This window comes from Veillonella sp. VA139, from assembly GCF_003992005.1.
Classification (GTDB): Bacteria; Bacillota; Negativicutes; order Veillonellales; family Veillonellaceae; genus F0422.
Genome location: NZ_RQVL01000009.1, coordinates 33,926 through 51,198 on the forward strand (window position 1 = coordinate 33,926; position 17,273 = coordinate 51,198).

Annotated in this window: 16 protein-coding genes; all 16 read right to left on the reverse strand. The window is 39.2% G+C overall.

Annotated features, from left to right (window positions below):
• Positions 1 to 315 precede the first annotated feature (315 nt).
• Positions 316 to 1,209: a peptidoglycan editing factor PgeF gene (gene pgeF, locus EO125_RS04665; protein WP_127147881.1), complete on the reverse strand. Its 894-nt coding sequence runs from the start codon at positions 1,207 to 1,209 to the stop codon at positions 316 to 318.
• Between the two features lie 106 nt (positions 1,210 to 1,315).
• Positions 1,316 to 1,504 (reverse strand): hypothetical protein, encoded by a 189-nt coding sequence (locus tag EO125_RS04670; RefSeq protein WP_127147882.1) that lies wholly within the window; start codon positions 1,502 to 1,504, stop codon positions 1,316 to 1,318.
• Between the two features lie 46 nt (positions 1,505 to 1,550).
• A complete protein-coding gene (locus EO125_RS04675) occupies positions 1,551 to 2,390 on the reverse strand; it encodes a nucleotidyl transferase AbiEii/AbiGii toxin family protein (protein WP_127147883.1) in 840 nt (279 codons plus the stop codon).
• The gene (locus EO125_RS04680) at positions 2,387 to 2,953 is read right to left on the reverse strand and encodes a type IV toxin-antitoxin system AbiEi family antitoxin domain-containing protein (RefSeq protein WP_206168368.1); all 567 of its coding nucleotides are present in this window, start codon (positions 2,951 to 2,953) and stop codon (positions 2,387 to 2,389) included. Before EO125_RS04680 ends, EO125_RS04675 begins: the two co-directional genes overlap by 4 nt.
• A gap of 178 nt (positions 2,954 to 3,131) precedes the next feature.
• Positions 3,132 to 3,347: an HNH endonuclease gene (locus tag EO125_RS04685; protein WP_127147885.1), complete on the reverse strand. Its 216-nt coding sequence runs from the start codon at positions 3,345 to 3,347 to the stop codon at positions 3,132 to 3,134.
• On the reverse strand, positions 3,329 to 3,646 hold the full coding sequence (locus EO125_RS04690; RefSeq protein WP_127147886.1) for a hypothetical protein: 318 nt from the start codon (positions 3,644 to 3,646) through the stop codon (positions 3,329 to 3,331). Before EO125_RS04690 ends, EO125_RS04685 begins: the two co-directional genes overlap by 19 nt.
• A gap of 272 nt (positions 3,647 to 3,918) precedes the next feature.
• A complete protein-coding gene (locus EO125_RS04695; protein WP_127147887.1) occupies positions 3,919 to 4,896 on the reverse strand; it encodes a haloacid dehalogenase-like hydrolase in 978 nt (325 codons plus the stop codon).
• Between the two features lie 3 nt (positions 4,897 to 4,899).
• On the reverse strand, positions 4,900 to 6,213 hold the full coding sequence (locus EO125_RS04700) for an NgoFVII family restriction endonuclease (protein WP_127147888.1): 1,314 nt from the start codon (positions 6,211 to 6,213) through the stop codon (positions 4,900 to 4,902).
• Positions 6,214 to 6,226: 13 nt separating this feature from the next.
• Positions 6,227 to 7,165, reverse strand: a complete 939-nt coding sequence (locus EO125_RS04705; RefSeq protein ID WP_127147889.1) for a DNA cytosine methyltransferase — start codon at positions 7,163 to 7,165, stop codon at positions 6,227 to 6,229.
• Positions 7,166 to 7,436: 271 nt separating this feature from the next.
• Entirely contained in the window at positions 7,437 to 8,183 is a 747-nt protein-coding gene (locus tag EO125_RS04710; protein ID WP_127147890.1) for a DUF6339 family protein, read from the reverse strand.
• A complete protein-coding gene (locus EO125_RS04715; RefSeq protein ID WP_127147891.1) occupies positions 8,180 to 9,064 on the reverse strand; it encodes a hypothetical protein in 885 nt (294 codons plus the stop codon). The genes EO125_RS04710 and EO125_RS04715 overlap by 4 nt, the downstream gene beginning before the upstream one ends.
• On the reverse strand, positions 9,009 to 10,970 hold the full coding sequence (locus EO125_RS04720) for a hypothetical protein (protein WP_127147892.1): 1,962 nt from the start codon (positions 10,968 to 10,970) through the stop codon (positions 9,009 to 9,011). Before EO125_RS04720 ends, EO125_RS04715 begins: the two co-directional genes overlap by 56 nt.
• Positions 10,971 to 10,974: 4 nt before the next feature.
• A complete protein-coding gene (gene eis / locus EO125_RS04725) occupies positions 10,975 to 12,165 on the reverse strand; it encodes an enhanced intracellular survival protein Eis (protein ID WP_127147893.1) in 1,191 nt (396 codons plus the stop codon).
• Between the two features lie 107 nt (positions 12,166 to 12,272).
• Positions 12,273 to 12,881 (reverse strand): LysE/ArgO family amino acid transporter, encoded by a 609-nt coding sequence (locus tag EO125_RS04730; protein WP_127147894.1) that lies wholly within the window; start codon positions 12,879 to 12,881, stop codon positions 12,273 to 12,275.
• Positions 12,882 to 13,065: 184 nt separating this feature from the next.
• On the reverse strand, positions 13,066 to 13,983 hold the full coding sequence (locus EO125_RS04735; RefSeq protein WP_127147895.1) for a DUF2156 domain-containing protein: 918 nt from the start codon (positions 13,981 to 13,983) through the stop codon (positions 13,066 to 13,068).
• A gap of 729 nt (positions 13,984 to 14,712) precedes the next feature.
• Entirely contained in the window at positions 14,713 to 17,187 is a 2,475-nt protein-coding gene (gyrA, locus tag EO125_RS04740; RefSeq protein WP_127147896.1) for a DNA gyrase subunit A, read from the reverse strand.
• Positions 17,188 to 17,273 lie beyond the last annotated feature (86 nt).

Below are 17,273 nucleotides of genomic sequence, written 5' to 3' on the forward strand. Positions count from 1 at the left end.
ATGTCAATCCTCTTTCATCGTTACATTTCACTTTGAAAGGTCTTTATAAAAAAATAATACTTTATCTTTTTTATTATAAACGAAAGAATAAGAAAAGTACATAGAAAAAGCATGATTTCAAGCCTAGTTCTCTGTATTTTCTTATTCTTAAATTACTATTATATATTTATTAGGTATTCCATGCCTGAGTGAAAGTATATATTCCCTACGCCGTCATCGTATGTGATCTCCTCTGTTGTCCTACAGTATACTATAGTATCCTATGGTGGTGAAAGTGACCGCCCTTACGAGAAAGGAGTCCAAGGCATCTGTATCCTAGGCTTTATCTCGCAAGACAGAGAACATGGCCATGCGTCCTGTGCGACCTTGATCTCGTCGGTACGAGTAACATCTATCATTGGTCATCGTATCCGTTGATGATATCGACACTTGCTCTAATGGTACACCTTTCTGTACCACACAGGCTGCAAGGTATCCTTTCAAATCTACATGCGGTGTAGGCATCGTCTGCCCCACTCGTTGGATATAACGCACCACCTCATCCACCTGTGAAAGTCCCAAGGCATGCATGTCCTGTCGAAACTGTTCACCGATCTCTTCACTCACCTCGAAGGAGTCAGCCCCAATGGAAGGACCGATGAAGAGATAACAATCTGCCGGCAACGTTCCGTACGCATCGTGCATACTATCTATCGTTCGCTCTACAATATGAGCGATGGCACCACGCCACCCTGCATGAACCACCGCCACCGCATGATGCACCACATCATAGATCAGCACAGGCACACAGTCCGCCACAAGCAACAAAAGAGGAACATTCACCAAATTCGTATGAATCGCATCACTATCTGGAATGCTATCGTCCCAACTGAAAGCACCTCGACCGACAAGTTCTTCCGTCACCCTCGTCACACCCACACCATGCACTTGCTCACCACAAGTCAAATGATTCGGATCCACACCTAACACCTGTGCTAAACGTTTGCGGTTCTCTGCCACCGCATCTGGCGTATCACCGACATGCAGACCCATGTTGAAACTGTTAAAGCTACCTTCGCTGACACCACCATAACGGTACGTCACACCATGAGCGAGGGGGAAGTGGTCTAGCAGAGGAGAGTATTCATAGGTGATGGGGGTGGAGTTGTTTTGAGAGATGGGAGATTGGCGGAGAGTGGAGGAAATTTGGAATGATTTAGTTGTGTTCATGTTGGGGTCTCCTTTGTTGTTACAAGCGTGGTTTCCAATTTATGACTTATATCAGGAATTAATAACTCTAATCTTAGTTACCTTTTCTCCGTCATTTTCAAGATCGTTATGGTAAATACATCGCTCTTTCAGATAGACTGCTTGTTTCTGTTACTGTGGTATGTGCTCCAGACTCATTCCAAGATTTTTCAACCTTTTTCCACGTTTTGGACAACCAACTCGCTTCTACATGAGTTGGAGTGAAGATAGTCGCACTGAATAGTGCTAGTAAAATGGATGTGGTTAGTTTTTTCATATTCTCTCCTTTCTCCAATATTCTAACGGTTCTTATACTGGACGACTTATAATTTTAATTGACCAAAAATCTTTTTAATGGATTCACATGTCTCTTCAAACTTAATACCTTCCGCATAGCTATTTTTTTTAGAATAATTATCCCATCGTTGCCGCATAATATCACTAAGTTCTATTATTTCAATAACTTGATTAAACTCTTTTATCCTATTGTATGTACCTCTCTTTTCAGCAGTTTCTCTTAAAGCCATTTCTAATGTAGATATTTCTATATTTTTACTCTCTAACTTAGTTAGGATAAAAATATCATAATAATCTCTAAGCCTAGTATTTTGATCGCCTCTTACTATGACTGTTTCTAACTTTTCCGCAAGAATTGTAGACAAATTATACGCTAATATATTAATACTTCTTTCTTCTAGCATAAGATTATACCTATATTCAATCTCTTTTGGTGTAATCTTATCTCCTGTGGTTATATCCAATTTTAATGGCACCACCATTTTATCGTAATTACCAATTAATGATATCCTATACCCTACATATTCATCTTTTTCTCTAATTTCTTCTATAGCACCTCTATCAAAAGTTATTTTATCTTTCAATGGTATCGCTATAATATCATCAATCATTTCTATAATTCTCTCTTCGTTTAATGGATATCCTTTTATAGTTGCATCCATATCCATAGTAGATCTAATATCCACTCCAATCATAGATGCAATTAAAAATCCACCTTTGAGAATATAGTTATCTTTATACTTACTATTTGAAATACGCTCCAAAAAACGTTCTAGCATATAATTTTGTAAAAGTATTTGGGCCGATATATTCTTCTCCTTTGAAATCTTTTTGATAAGACTTTTGAGCTGCATAGAATTTTTCATAATAACACCTCTAAATAAGAACAGAGTTTTGTTTCTACTTTCAACAGTTTTGCAAACTCAGAAAGTAAGAGAATATTTTTTTCAGTTCTTTTGGTATATCGTTTAAATGCCTCGGTAATAATTTGAATATCTGTATGATTTTTTGCTTGTAATATTTCACATAAGGTCCTCTCTACAGAGTACCCCCTTACTATATTGCCACTGGGCGTTACTAATTCAGTTATACCAATATCATATAATGATGATCGTATCCCCACACATGAGATTCCATCAGACTTTGGATTTGTTAAATTATAGCCATAAGGAAACGCCATATTGAATCGTATCGGTGTTCTATCAGTTAAATCGGTTAAATATAACACTGTATCCAACGAATAAATCCCACGTTTATATCGACTTTGCAAGACAACAAATTCATCTTCCCATACTCCCGGTAATGTATATACCCCTCTTGAAGCACGCTCTATGCGTCCTTTTTTCACCAAATATTGCAAACTACCACGAGGAATACCTTCTTTTACAACCATCGCAGTCGTCACTTGTCCATTATTATACGTTGCCATTTCTAAAATTCGTTTCGAATAATCGATAGATATCCCTCCTTATTAAAACGTTAAATTTTACTTTCTTGCTTCAAATTATATCGTAACAGAGCATTAAAGTAAACATTACATTAACCGTTTCACACATTCCATAATGCTTATACAGCTCTTGTAAAGTAATATCTTCATACGCTTATTTTCACTTTTTAAATAAAACTTGTAGCATCTCTTTTTTATCCAAATCTATAGCATAATGAATTTTTCTATGACACGTTGGACATAAAAAAATTATATTCCCTACAAAGTCCAAGCTATTTTCATAAAAATCTTGTCCCGCCATTGGTATTAAATGATGCGCTTCCATATATGGATTATCAACAAATTGTGACGTAAATGTTATACGATCCGCATCCATATCGCACTTCCAATTTGCCTGTTCCTTTGCCGCTTGTGCATTTCTAGGGTTGCGAGGATATATAAATCTGTTATTAAAAAAGCTTTTTTAGGTCTTTTATCAGAGTCAGCATCCGATCCTATTTCTTCTAAAAAGTTAATTGATGGTTTTGTATCATCAATATAACCTGCTTCTAAATATGTTAGCAAAAACTTGTTGAATGACGATAATAGTGCTGAATAAAAATTTTTAGATTTTTTATTAAACTCCTCCATCTCAGGTGTTTGCATAAAACTTTTCAAATTTCTGTAACAATCCATGATGGCAAGACCTTCTATTGTACAGTCATAATAAAGTTCATATGCATATATTTATCAGATCAGAAAAATAAAGTAGCTCCTAGGCTTATCTGTTCTTTTTTTACATTCCCGCGTTCTATTATCTCTTGTCTTACAAATTCAAAATACTCTTCAAAAATTTCATGTCCTCTACGCAAATACTCTTGGAATTTTTCATCTTCTCTTTGCAACTGCTAAAATGATGTATTCATATGTCATTTTATTTAACACACTAGAAATACTTTTCAAACTTACTATGTTAAATGCTGAAGTGGTTTTGATGAATTTTTATTAATCTCATCTTCAATTTCACGTTTTACTTTACGTGCAATATCTAAGATTTGATTCTTAATCCATAGATGTGCTGTTGTTCCTTCTTGATAATCAGCCTCTACCAGCATATCTATACGGTTACAATCTCGTAGCATTTTTGCTTGCTTAAAGGGAGCTTCATAGTCCTCATCATCTTTTTTTGCATCGTTTAGCTTATACACTCCTAATGTGTATCCGCCACCTTTTTTTACAACAGAAAATGCAGGAATATCACTAGGACCATCTGCAATATAAATAATATTACTGAAAGGAATCCGTCTGCTTTTTTCAGGAATAGAAGAATTTACATCAATATTCCATTCTTTGATATTAGCACCTTTATTAATTTCAAATAGAGCTCTCGTTTTAGAAGTATTATCTATAGTATAGCCAATCTCGGAAATAATCCATTCATTATCTTGAGTTTTACTTTGAATTAATTCACAACCCCAAATATCTTTTACATATGGAGCTACTATACTTCCTTTAATCATTTCTGCAAAACCCGTGCTAACAATATAATGTTCGACTGAAAATCCGTATCCACTAAACTCTTTATTATCATCAAAAAGTTTCTGTGTAGATTTAAAAATTTCCTCGACTCCTTTGTAGAACTTTATTTTTGATCCTAAATTTCTAAGCACCGCATTATTTAATGGAGTTGTAATCTTTGACGCCTCGGTTGCTTTTTCTTTTGAAAAGTATCCACCATCTTTAGCGTGATTAATAAAGTGATTTAAATAAATCGTCTCTCTATTAATCTTGACCTTTTGTTCTTCTAAATATTTTGCACCTAATTCATTCACCTCTGCCCAAAATGGATCCCCTTTGCAACCATAAGCATCAAAAATAGGATCTTGCATATATCCATCTACTAATGTTTTATCAAAGTCCCAAACTACTGCGATAACATTTTTCATTTCTTAATCACCCTCCCCTATCTCATAAGGATTTTCTCCTGTCATAAATTCCTCAAAACTTCCGATAGGTGCAAAGTCAATGTATATTTTAGATTTATCGTCATCTTTATGCCACAAGCGAATGGAATCTGTGCCTTTCTTTTCCAGCCACTTTCTTGTGACTAGAGTCCGTTCTTTCAAACCCAATACTTCCACTAATAACCATTCACCCAATGCCCCTTGTCCAAAATATACACCATTCTCATCTTTTTCTGTTCTACTACCAGATTGGAACCCTTTCATTCCACTTTGAGAAATAAGACCTGGAATTTCTTTTCCATTTGGCAATACAATATTAAAACGTAAGTCTTGTTTTTCCTTGCCCGCAACCACGTCAGCTTTTTGTTGTTCTTCAAACTTAAAAATATTATCCGTAAAGAAGTCTGGGCATTTTTTATGAAATTCCTTTGGAATGGGAACATAAATCTCTCGTACCGGTCTAAGTGTGTTAGCCCCTTTACATTTAGGTGCAGCATTCCACGCATTTAAGCCTGATTTTTCTTCTACTTCTTTTGTTCGATACGAATATAACGGTAAGAATACTTCTTGGTATAGAGCATTCCCCCCCTCTTTAACAAAGTTGACATTTTTATAAGAATCAACTAAAAATTCAAATGGATCGTCAATAATATCTACTTTAAACTCTTCTACAACCTCTGTTTCAGGCTCATTCATACCAAAGAATTGAAAAATCTGAGAATCTCCATAAGTATATTTATATTTCTTAAGTCCGTCAGACCACGAGAAGGATGTAGAAGTTTTTTCAAAATCACAGAGATTATCTAAATCTACCAAAGTATAAGAACACTCTTGTATGACAAACTTTCCATAATCTCTTGTTACATAATGGTAAATATTATTACCATTTGTTAAACCTAGGCGATAATAATCTGACTGCATTCTATCATTTTTAATCATCGATATAGTCGTTGCGATGTGTAACAGATTATCCGTGCGCAGAGCAGCATCAATTTCTGACTTATAACTTTTTAGTTGCATAACCTTTTGATAAGATGGTTTACTATGCATCCACGTTTTTAAACCAATGCCTACACGCAAATCACTAAACACGGATAGTATATCGTGTGGGGTATTTCCAATATCTACATTTTGCGCCTGAAATACTCTTGCAAAAATCGTTTCTTGAAACTTAGAATCTAAATAGGGAATCATATCTCCTTGTTTCTGCCTAAACAAATTTGATAAGGCTCCATAGACCTTTAAAAAATGAATATATTCGTCTCGTTGTTTCTTTGGATATCGCTCCCATACTGACATACTATCACCTACCTTACATCGCTTTTTGTATCTCTTCTGCAATTCTACGAACTACTGGTACAACCACACTATTGCCCGCTTGTTTATATAAATGTGATTTTGCCATATCTGGTAATCGGAAATCTTCTGGAAAACCTTGAAATAAAAAGCATTCCTTTGGAGAAAGTTTCCGTATTCCTTTACGAGTCTTAACTAAAGGCACATTATGTCCACCTGTTCCCATATTGGCTGTCAATGTAGGGCACACATTGGACTTGTTCTCTCTCACATATTTACGACGCCATTGATATACCGTATCAGTCTTTGTCATAGATTCTTCTAGTACATCATAGAAATTACACTTTTTATCTGTATAAAATAAACTCTCATCCATTTCCTCATGATCGATGATATCCTTTATACTCTTTTCTAATGGAATCGATTGTGGAAACATAAACTTTTGAGCTACTTCCTTATCTAAAAAACCGATTATGTATATCCGCTCTCGGTTTTGTGGGACATTACCATATGTCATACCATTGAGCACTTGATACTTTACCGTATACCCTAGATTTTGTAATGTATCTAAGATGACTCTGAATGTATTTCCATTGTCATGTCCTACTAAGTTTTTCACATTTTCCAAGAATACTATCTTAGGTCTCTTGGCTTCAATAATTCGAGCTAACTCAAAAAATAAATCACCTCGACCTTTTTTATCTTGAAAGCCCTCACGGTATCCTGCAACCGAAAATGCTTGGCAAGGAAAGCCTCCTAAAATAATATCTACATCTGGCACATCCTCAGCTTTTACATCACGAATATCTCGACCATCCACAGTAAGGTCAAAGTTATGTTCAAATGTAATTCTTGCTTTCTCATCAAATTCATTGGCATATATAGTTTTACAAATATCTTCAAAGCCAAAATCTATGCCACCAACGCCGGCAAAAAAAGAGGCACACTTTAACATAGTTATCTCCTGTAATATAAATTGCGGCGCGCCGCAATTTATTCTTCAAAAAATTTTCTCTTACACCACAAAGTTATAAAAGGGAATATATATACTTATTTTATCACAGAATCTCCTTCACAGCGATACTTCATTCATCATATTTACAGCTAATCTTCTCCATTGTCATATATCTACTGTACTATTAAGAGCACTCTATCATCTCTTATACATAAGATCAATAGAAAAATTAAAAAGCGAACCCCTTCTTATGGTTCGCTTTTTTCATTGTTTATGTTGTCTCACTCTTTTCCGCTATGTCTCGGCCTTTTTCTGTGACTTTCAGTATGATTTTTTCAGGTGATAAGCAGTCCAAGAGATAGGTCCCGCCTAACACGTTAAGATACTTACTAAGCTCTCGTACTAATTCTGCGGTGATGGTAATGCCTTCGCCTCGAAGGGCCAACAAGGCATCTAGGAAGGCATGGACGATGCGTGGGTTGTTGGATGTATTACGCTCTAATATATCTGTGATAAAGCTAGCTTGTTCGCATACTAGTTTTGTGAGCTCAAAAGGGTCCGTTCGTTGCCCATCATAGGTCAATCGTCCAATCCACCACAATCGAGCCACCCCTTGTCGAGTCAACGATACCCGTGGTCCCATGCCAAAGAAGAAATGATTCCGTATGGTATCCACTGAGGATTGTCCGTCAATATTCCAACGATATTTAATATAGTTCCAAAAATGACCGAGTCCTAAGCCAGCCCACAGCCGTTCGTCTGACGCTTGGGAGTCTGTCAAAAACTGTAAGTTACCATACACAATTTCCACATTTTTCGCTTCTGTGGCAAAAGGATTTTCTCCGTCCACAATCACTTCAAAGTCTGGGATGTCCTCATAGGAGGTTGGTAAAAAAAGCATACCTTCTAGCTTTTCCTCTAACCAGCTGGCATCATCCGCATCAAATCGTGGCTTCCAAATTTCTAAATTACTCTTAATAATATCAATGCTGTCTTGGGAGATTAATTCTAATTTCATAGTTCATCGTCTCCTATCGAATCCAATCCGTATACCAGGGTACTGAAAGCCCCTGAAATAGGATTATGCAACATTTTCTGAGCTAACTCCATCATAGAATATTCCTCAAAGGCATCGCTTTCCAATAAACAATCAAAACTTCGTTTCAACACACTGCGAATGGTACGATACCAAATTTTATCATCATAGTCCATCCGTTCTTCCACGCGCATTTGTTTCAATTCCGACAGTACATAGATAAGGGCTGGAATGATTGTCATAGAGTGCAACACGTTACGCATAGACACATTCCCAAAGATGGCTTTATAACTCATATAATCATGAACTGGCAATTTAATAATAATTTTTTGTTGTTCATAATCCACCACCATATGTTGATAACTTTCATCAGGATGTTTCGTAATCGTAAAAATAGACGGCGTATTACTCAGATCGTCCACTACTTTTTCAATATCTGTATCAAAGGTATCCCCTACAGCAAGGATGCAACCTTCCTCGATTTCAAAGGATTGCCCTACATAATCTTCGTGAAAGTTCGACGATGTATAATTAGGAATATCTTCTTTCGCCACGATAAATGTACAAATTTCTAAACGACCATTGATTTCCTTATCTAGCAACAAACATTGTAATGACCGTTCTCTCGATTCATAGACACGGCGAAACCCAGTCTGCGCACATTCAAAATGATACGCATAGACGGCACGCCCTTCAAAGATGAGTGCATCCAAGGCTGAGCAAGATAAATTCGCATCTAATGTGACTTTCACATCATATCCATCGTTGGCAAGCTGTATATCTACTTGAAAGGAACTGTCCACATAATCATCGGAATAGTTTGCTAAAACCGGATACGGATACAGCTTTTGTCTTATTTCCATAGGCCACTACCTCCATCGAACAGAAGTCTTTATAATCGATGCGAACCGTAATTCGCATAGGTTTATCTTTCACAAATAGCAATCCACGAATGCGATTTCCTTCCATATAGCAATTGGAGTTCCCTGTGCAATCCACCTCTAGTAGGTTCGCCCGATAATGACTGCTTTCTGCCACCATAAATACATCCATCATGCCATTCTGAGCGTGCACGGTGGGCACAAACACAATCTGGTAAATACCTTCTTTGCGGTTTAAGCAGATGATTCTAGACCGTTTGAAAGGAATCACGGAAACGCGCTTTTGTGCCGTCAGTTGTCTATCTCCTGTGCGAGTAGGCGCCACTGTCCGCTGTCTCCGTTGTCGTGTAATCCGCTTTTGACCGAGTCCTCCTTCTAATTGTTGGGTCTGCGCTTCTTTGTGCATTTCATAATCTTCAAATAAAGGGTCATCCCCCTTTTTGCGGCTCTTCGTAACTAGCGGTTTTTGCTTGTTTACCTCAATGTGTCGAATCCGATCCGACACGTGGTCTACCTGCTGTTTCTCGTTCCCTCCCGTTTCAATGGCTGGCAACAGTTCCCCTACGGCTGGGTCCAAACTATCTTGTACATCTTCACTTTGCAAGTTCTTCAACTGTTCTTTAATAAACTTCGTGAAAGAAGACAGTAACTTCCGTGCCTCTTCTGGTCTATCTGCCCGTTCTACTTCCCATTCCATGTGTTGTGGGTTTTCTAAATTGCGTAAATATCCGTTGAGTTCTTGCCCTTTAATGTATACGGTTCCGCCAAAAGGGATGACCCCGTTGATACGATCTTTATCTAGAATTTTCATACCTGTTTCACGAATCATCGCCACACGCCGACATGTTTGTAAGTCTTCATGAATCATCAGCCGTAATTGTAACTCTCCTCGCATGCCTGGTTTGTCCACCATCATTGTAAACGTAGGGCATGTTTCTTCGTCGCCAGTCAATACACGGTAATACACATCGGCATAGCCTTTTCTAAGGTCGGGACGTTCAATTTTTCGTTCTTCATAGCGGTCGATGAGTATAGGTAAGGTCTCTTTCGAGATTTCTTGCTTTCCTACTTTCACAATTAAGGTGCCTGATAATATGGCATAGAGGAATCCGTCAAGGATAGCGCCAATCATATCTTCTTCCCAATGGGCAAAACTATGAAAGCCCACCACAAACACATCGGTACCATAGCAATCGGAAGAGCGTGTAAAATCTGGATCTAAGGAATAGGATTCCCAAACCGGTGTATTTTTATCCTGTCCATAAAAGCCTGTACCTTGCGTAATACTTCCGTCCTCTTGTGCAAAGGAAGTTAGGCGAGACACTCCTTGATAGGCAGAGATACCATCTTTTGCTACCGTACTATAGAGCACTGTGCGCAATCTAGAGCATGCATAGGGAGCAAACTTACCAATCCCGAAGGAGCCCCCTTTGGTGCCACTTTTATCGGAAGCACCAGAAGATTTTATCAAATTACACCAAGGTGAATTATAGGTGTCCTTAGCCCCCGTCAGACCCGTTGTATGGAAGTCACTTATGCGCAAACAGGTCATCATCATTTCATGAGTGGCATCTATAGCGGTTCTGTAAAACTTGCGAGCCTTGTCAGATTGCTGGATAGACCAAAATTGGTATCCTCTCTGAAAGGCATCCTGTAAGGATTCGATACCTGGTATGTCATTAGTGGGAATCGAAAAGGCATTAAACTCAACGCATACTGGTTCTTTGCTGCCATCGCTAGCATCTAATGAGTTTTGACAAATTTCTCGCGCCAATGAAGTAATTGGAGACCCGTTAAAGGTCTCCACTCCAGAATCTGCTATGCCATAAATTTGTCCATTATCGTTGGATGGAAAGCGCCAATCTTTTTTATCTACTTGTGTCGTCATTGTCTTACCACCATTCATTAATATACGTATGTTGTCTTGGGTAGGCCCGATTTAACACTTCTAATATATCATCTGGTCCTTCTAGTGTGTCTTCAAAAGCAAGTTCCGTAGCACTCATACGTCCCATGAGTAATAAGCTTAAAGCCCCTACGGAGAATACTAATTTTGCATTGATATCTACATGTTCTTTATGTTTCACCACTTGTGCTTTCCCCTCTTTATAGGACACCACATAGGTGCCGTGGTTCCACTCGCATAATGGGTCTTTCACACCGAATTGGATGGCCCCTTCTAATGCCACTGGTACGGGAATGCTTTCCATAGCCAATTTTACGTCTACGATACGACTCATCATAAATGGCATCGTACTGTGTCCCGTTTTTCCATCCGTATGAAAGATGTAGCCTTGGTCAATCATACCTTCATTCCAACGTACGCTGTCACCTTGGGAGCGATGGTTGTACAAGAAGTTCAGCAATGCTTTTTGCGCACGGCGAGTAGTATACACAAACTCGCTCACCCCGATTTCAGGATTTCCTAAGCGATAGAAACAATAGCCTTCTAATTGTCCAGAATCATTTTTTACATATCCTACTTGCACGCCTTCTGCAAAAATGGATTCCAATAGGCGAACCCATTCTTTTTCTTTTCGTACTGCATAGCCGGACAATGGTTTTGTATACGTTTCATAAACGCCTGCTAAGCGTTTCCATTCTCGTGGGGAACGCAACATGCCAAAGGATAAGGTTTTGTCTAGTTTCTTTAACAGAGGGGCTAACTCATCTAATTTCATGGTTTGTACCCATTGATGAGCGTACAAATCCCAGCCATAGTTTTGATAAAATCCTGCAGAAGATGGCATTAAAATGGTTATGCCCTGGCCACGTTCTTTCAATTCCCCTAAGGCTGCTTTCAGTAATTTTTTACCAACCCCACTGCGTCGTACAATCGGATCTGTGGCAACCCCTACCATGTAAGACATCGGCAAATCCACACCACGAACACGAATAGTATTTTGTCGTAAATGAACGGTACTCACCAAGTAACTACGATCAATGCCCACCATCGTATTCTCTGGTTCATAGGCCGTATCGAAATAGTATTTAAAAAATGGATGATCTTCTGGTTCAAAACAATAGGACCACAAACGTTTTACTTCTTTTGTATCTGACTCTTTGGCAATTCTAAATTTCAAAATAATCCCTCTTCCATCGCTATGGTACATAGAAAACAGTTCGAATACTTCATTCTATATATTATATAAAAAAATAAGGGCCTACTGCTAGACCCTTTTGTGAAAGTTTATATATACAGTAACACTCCATCCAAAAACAATTTTGCTCCATATCCGAATAAAATCAACCCACAGATACGGTTAATCCATACGAGTTGCGAAATCTTGATGCGCTTTGATAATTTGTGAATAATCATTGACAACGCCCCAAACCAAGCAAAGGCAGACACGATGTATCCCAACAAGAAATAGAGAGATGCTTCTTCTGGAATGCTGGCTTTCACAGCACCGAACATCATCGTCACATCGATCAGTGCCTGCGGATTCAGCCATGCCACCGCAAAGGCAGTGGTCACAATATTCCAGATGGTCACATTCGTATCCACATGGGATACATTCGGTTCCGAATTAAACACAGTATAGCCCATATAAAAGATAACCGCCCCACCTAGCAATAAAACAATGCCTTTCAAAAATGGCCATATATCAAAGATGGCACCAATGCCATAAAAGGCTGACACGCTCAAGGTAAGGTCGAAAAATGCCACGATTAAAATGGTGGTGATAATGCGTGATACCTTTTGTACCAATGCTGTATTAATGATAAATAGATTCTGCATCCCTATGGGCGCCAACACAGCAAACCCGATCAGTAATCCTTCCCAAAAATAGGTCATATTGGCTCCTTTCATTATCTACATTAATCCCGTTACTACTTGGTCCTGATAGACCTTGACCGTCTTGCACAGTATTAACAAGCGAACGCAGGTTACATCGCCAAGGGCAAGCGTTTCCTTAACTAGAAAGAAAATAAAACTCCTAGGAACCTACTATGTGTTCCTAGGAATTATACCATGTCTGTTACGCATTACCCTCGCAAGCACCTTGTTTGGCACAACGAGCATCATATTTTTCTGCAAAATGATCTGGGTTGTACGATTCTTTCGCCATGCGAAGCCCTGGTAATCCCATATCTTCTTCACGATTGATAAACTTCGTGTCCACAAATTCATGACGAATAAATTCATTATTAATAGCTTGGTACAAACCACGGATGGTTGGATTTGCTTTCTCAATATGAATGAGCGCCATATGCTCATTCAACATTTCCCCAATGGTGAAAGCCTCTACTCGTCCGAACAGTTTAATGCATCCGCCCACAAGGCCCAATGCATCCCAATGATCGAAGAGCAAGTTAATAGCGGTTAGTTCATCTTCGATGCCTTCTTCATGATGTGTTTCCACCCATTGCGCTGCCGCTTCACGACAGAGAGGAATCGTATTTTCATCAATAGGCATATATTCATAATTAGAATATTGCATACGGAATTGATTTAAATGATTTTTCTTTTGACGTAACTTTTTACCCGCTAAAGTAATCATATCTTCTGTACGATAGATATATTCAAAGTTATCACGATCAGGTGTAAATTCATAGCAATCTGGACACAACTTTTGCATCCGTTCCATCATGATTGGATTAACACCTTTTAATAAAAATGGAATTTGGTTCTCCTTGAACCACTCTTTCGCCATTTGTAATCCATCTACAAACTTGGCGTCTTTTCCAGCAAACGGCGGTAACATAAACGGAGATTCCGTCACTCCACCACCTTTAATAAATAATACACCTTCTTCTTCTGCCCAAGTAATGCCATAAATATCTTGCCACATAAATAAAGTAGTAAAACTATTATCTGACGCTTCATAATGATGCTCCGAGAAATACGCATCAATACGGGGCTTATCTTCTAAGGTAAAACGCTTAAAGTCTAAAATAGGACTCGCCTCCTAATACACTGATTGTATGATATAACATTACTATTATATGCTATTCATCGATAAAATTCAATGCAGGAAGAGTATAGCATTTACATTTCGTGATTTTTATTTATTTTGTATTAAAATTTGATATAATAAACTTGTCACTATAATCCCATTCCGTGACGGAAAGGGGGTGTTTTTATTAATAGACTTTCTAATCTTGTTGTTTGTTACTATCATGGCGAATGTAATCAGCTACAACATTTGCAAATGGCTAGATAGTAACAACAAATAGTGACTAGCCAAAGCCGTAATATAAACGGCAAAGAAAAAGCACAGGGTTGCCGCCCTGTGCTTTTTTGGTGTAATCTTTGCTAGACTTACCTTGTTGTTTTAGCTAACCATATTGTATCACAACTTAAAGTAAAGGTAAACATAGAATCCCCTAGTATCTTCCCTCTTCGTAAAGCGCCATTGTAGGATCGGACTTTCTTGCCCCCTTATCTGGCAAAATTCCACAAACGCAAGAAGAGCACGACATGTTCCTTAATCCCCTTGAGGAACGCCATTTCGAGTAGTAGCCTTGTGGCGCTCCTTTCTACCTAAATTAGGCAAACACAAGAAGAGCACGGTGTGCCCCGAACAAACATTATGAAATACCGTTTGTGAGGGGTATACCGTGCTCCTCCCTTTATCCTATTCAGTTAAGAACGCCACAGGCTACATAGCGAAACAAGTGACGATTTAAAATAAGCTTTCGTCTTCTTTTAACTCTTCTCCAGAGATAACCGCTACAGAGGCAATTTTATCCCCTTCGTCTAAGTTTTGTGTTTTCACGCCAGAAATGGCTTTACTTTTCTTCACGGCAATGTCGTTCACATCAAAGCGAATAATCTTCCCTTGTTCGGAAATCAGCATCATTTCATCGTTGTCATTCACGATTTCTACAGCTACTACTTCCCCAGTTTTGTCCGTGATTTTAAAGTTTTTCGTTCCTTTGCCACCACGTTTTTGCACTGTGTAGGAGCTTTCCACATTACGTTTGCCATAGCCTTCTTCACTGATGGTGAATACTTGACATTCTTCGCCAGTACCGTGGATGATACTAGCACCTACCACTTCGTCACCAGCGTTGAGGTTGATACCTTTCACCCCACGAGCGGCACGTTTTAACAAACGTACGTCACTTTCATGGAAACGAATGGCCATACCTTTTTTCGTACCTAGCAATACATCTTGGTTGCCATAGGTCAAGCCTACAGAGATCAACTGATCCCCTTCGTCCAATGCCACTGCATTCAAACCACCACGGCGAATGTTACGGTATTCATCGATGGATGTGCGTTTCACCACTCCCTGTTTTGTAACCATGAACAAGTTCACATCGCTAGAGATGCGTTCTAAATCAATCATGTTCGTCACTGTTTCCCCTACGTTGAGCGGAAGTACATTGATGATGGCTGTCCCACGAGAGTTACGGCTAGATGCTTCTGGCACTTCGTAGGCTTTCAAGCGGTACGCACGACCTGTGGATGTGAAGAACAACAAGGTATTATGAGTGCGCACATGCATAATTTGCGCCACATAATCGTCTTCCTTCGTTTTCATACCCACAACGCCGACGCCGCCTTTATGTTGGTTGCGGTACACATTAGCATTCATGCGTTTGATATAACCTTGACGAGTTAAAGTGATGACCATTTCTTCGTCAGCAATTAAATCTTCCACATCGAAATCAGAGGTGTCGATAGTGATTTCACTACGACGTTTGTCGCCATATTTTTCTTTCATAGCGATTAACTCTTCTTTAATGATGTCACGTTGACGTGCATCGGAGGCTAAGATGGCTTTCAAATCCGCAATCAACACCAATAATGCGGCATGTTCTTCTTCGATTTTTTCACGTTCCAAACCTGTTAAACGAGCTAACCGCATATCTAAGATGGCGTTCGCTTGAATTTCAGTAAGGCTGAACTTTTCAATCAAAGCAGTGCGAGCAATATCTGTAGTTTGAGAGCTGCGGATGGTGTGGATGACTTCATCAATGTGATCTAAAGCAATCAACAAGCCTTCCAATACGTGGGCACGAGCTTCTGCTTTCGCTAAGTCGAACTCTGTACGGCGTACGATGACTTCTTGACGGTGCGTTAAATAATGACCTAGTACTTCTTTCAAAGTCAATACTTTTGGATGACCTTTCACCAATGCCAACATAATCACGCCGAATGTATCTTGTAATTGTGTGTGTTTATATAGTTTATTCAACACGATGTCTGGTTGCACGTCAGCACGCAATTCGATGACGATACGAAGACCACGGCGGTCACTTTCATCACGAAGAGCGGTGATACCGTCCACCACTTTATCACGGCTTAAATCTGCAATCGTTGCAATTAAGCGCGCTTTGTTCACTTGATATGGAATTTCTGTGACCACGATACGGTGTTTGCCTTTCGTCATAGCCTCAATGTGAGCTTTCGCGCGCATTTTGATGCTACCACGACCTGTGGCATAGGCTTTTTTAATACCCTCACGACCAAGGATGGACGCTCCTGTTGGGAAGTCTGGGCCTTTGATAGCCGTCATCAATTGGTTCACATCCACTTCTGGGTCGTCGATGAGCATCACAAGACCATCTACCACTTCCCCTAAGTTGTGAGGCGGAATGTTCGTCGCCATCCCCACGGCAATGCCGGCGGAACCATTGATCAACAAATTTGGAATCTTTGCAGGAAGCACAGTTGGTTCTTCCAAAGATTCGTCATAGTTCGGCATGAAGTCCACTGTTTTCTTCTCGATATCTGCGAGCATTTCTGTAGCAATACGAGACATACGAACTTCTGTATACCGCATAGCCGCAGCAGAGTCGCCGTCGATGGAACCGAAGTTACCATGACCATCCACCAGTGGATATCTTGTATTAAAATCTTGGGCCAAGCGCACCGTTGCGTCGTACACAGAGCTATCACCATGTGGATGGTATTTACCAAGTACGTCGCCGACGATACGAGCCGATTTTTTGTACGGTTTCGACGGTGTCATGCCTGTTTCATGCATCGCATATAGAATACGACGATGCACAGGTTTCAACCCATCACGTACATCTGGAAGGGCGCGCATAACGATAACGCTCATGGCGTAATCGATGTAGGAACTGCGCATTTCTTTATCGATTTGGACCGGCAAAATTTTGCCATGACTCCAAGCCTTTTCCTCCATTGTATCACCTCATTTTACAATACTGATTATATAACTAATCCATTATACCATTTTATGCACTTTTTTTCTATCTTTTTACATGAAAA

What these genes read in the sequence shown, in the direction of transcription:
- pgeF (WP_127147881.1), bottom strand. Translation starts at nt 1,209, where the DNA reads ATGAACACAACTAAATCATTCCAAATTTCCTCCACTCTCCGCCAATCT.
- EO125_RS04670 (WP_127147882.1), bottom strand. Translation starts at nt 1,504, where the DNA reads ATGAAAAAACTAACCACATCCATTTTACTAGCACTATTCAGTGCGACT.
- EO125_RS04675 (WP_127147883.1), bottom strand. Translation starts at nt 2,390, where the DNA reads ATGAAAAATTCTATGCAGCTCAAAAGTCTTATCAAAAAGATTTCAAAG.
- EO125_RS04680 (WP_206168368.1), bottom strand. Translation starts at nt 2,953, where the DNA reads ATGGCAACGTATAATAATGGACAAGTGACGACTGCGATGGTTGTAAAA.
- EO125_RS04685 (WP_127147885.1), bottom strand. Translation starts at nt 3,347, where the DNA reads ATGGATGCGGATCGTATAACATTTACGTCACAATTTGTTGATAATCCA.
- EO125_RS04690 (WP_127147886.1), bottom strand. Translation starts at nt 3,646, where the DNA reads ATGGATTGTTACAGAAATTTGAAAAGTTTTATGCAAACACCTGAGATG.
- EO125_RS04695 (WP_127147887.1), bottom strand. Translation starts at nt 4,896, where the DNA reads ATGAAAAATGTTATCGCAGTAGTTTGGGACTTTGATAAAACATTAGTA.
- EO125_RS04700 (WP_127147888.1), bottom strand. Translation starts at nt 6,213, where the DNA reads ATGTCAGTATGGGAGCGATATCCAAAGAAACAACGAGACGAATATATT.
- EO125_RS04705 (WP_127147889.1), bottom strand. Translation starts at nt 7,165, where the DNA reads ATGTTAAAGTGTGCCTCTTTTTTTGCCGGCGTTGGTGGCATAGATTTT.
- EO125_RS04710 (WP_127147890.1), bottom strand. Translation starts at nt 8,183, where the DNA reads ATGAAATTAGAATTAATCTCCCAAGACAGCATTGATATTATTAAGAGT.
- EO125_RS04715 (WP_127147891.1), bottom strand. Translation starts at nt 9,064, where the DNA reads ATGGAAATAAGACAAAAGCTGTATCCGTATCCGGTTTTAGCAAACTAT.
- EO125_RS04720 (WP_127147892.1), bottom strand. Translation starts at nt 10,970, where the DNA reads ATGACGACACAAGTAGATAAAAAAGATTGGCGCTTTCCATCCAACGAT.
- EO125_RS04730 (WP_127147894.1), bottom strand. Translation starts at nt 12,881, where the DNA reads ATGACCTATTTTTGGGAAGGATTACTGATCGGGTTTGCTGTGTTGGCG.
- gyrA (WP_127147896.1), bottom strand. Translation starts at nt 17,187, where the DNA reads ATGGAGGAAAAGGCTTGGAGTCATGGCAAAATTTTGCCGGTCCAAATC.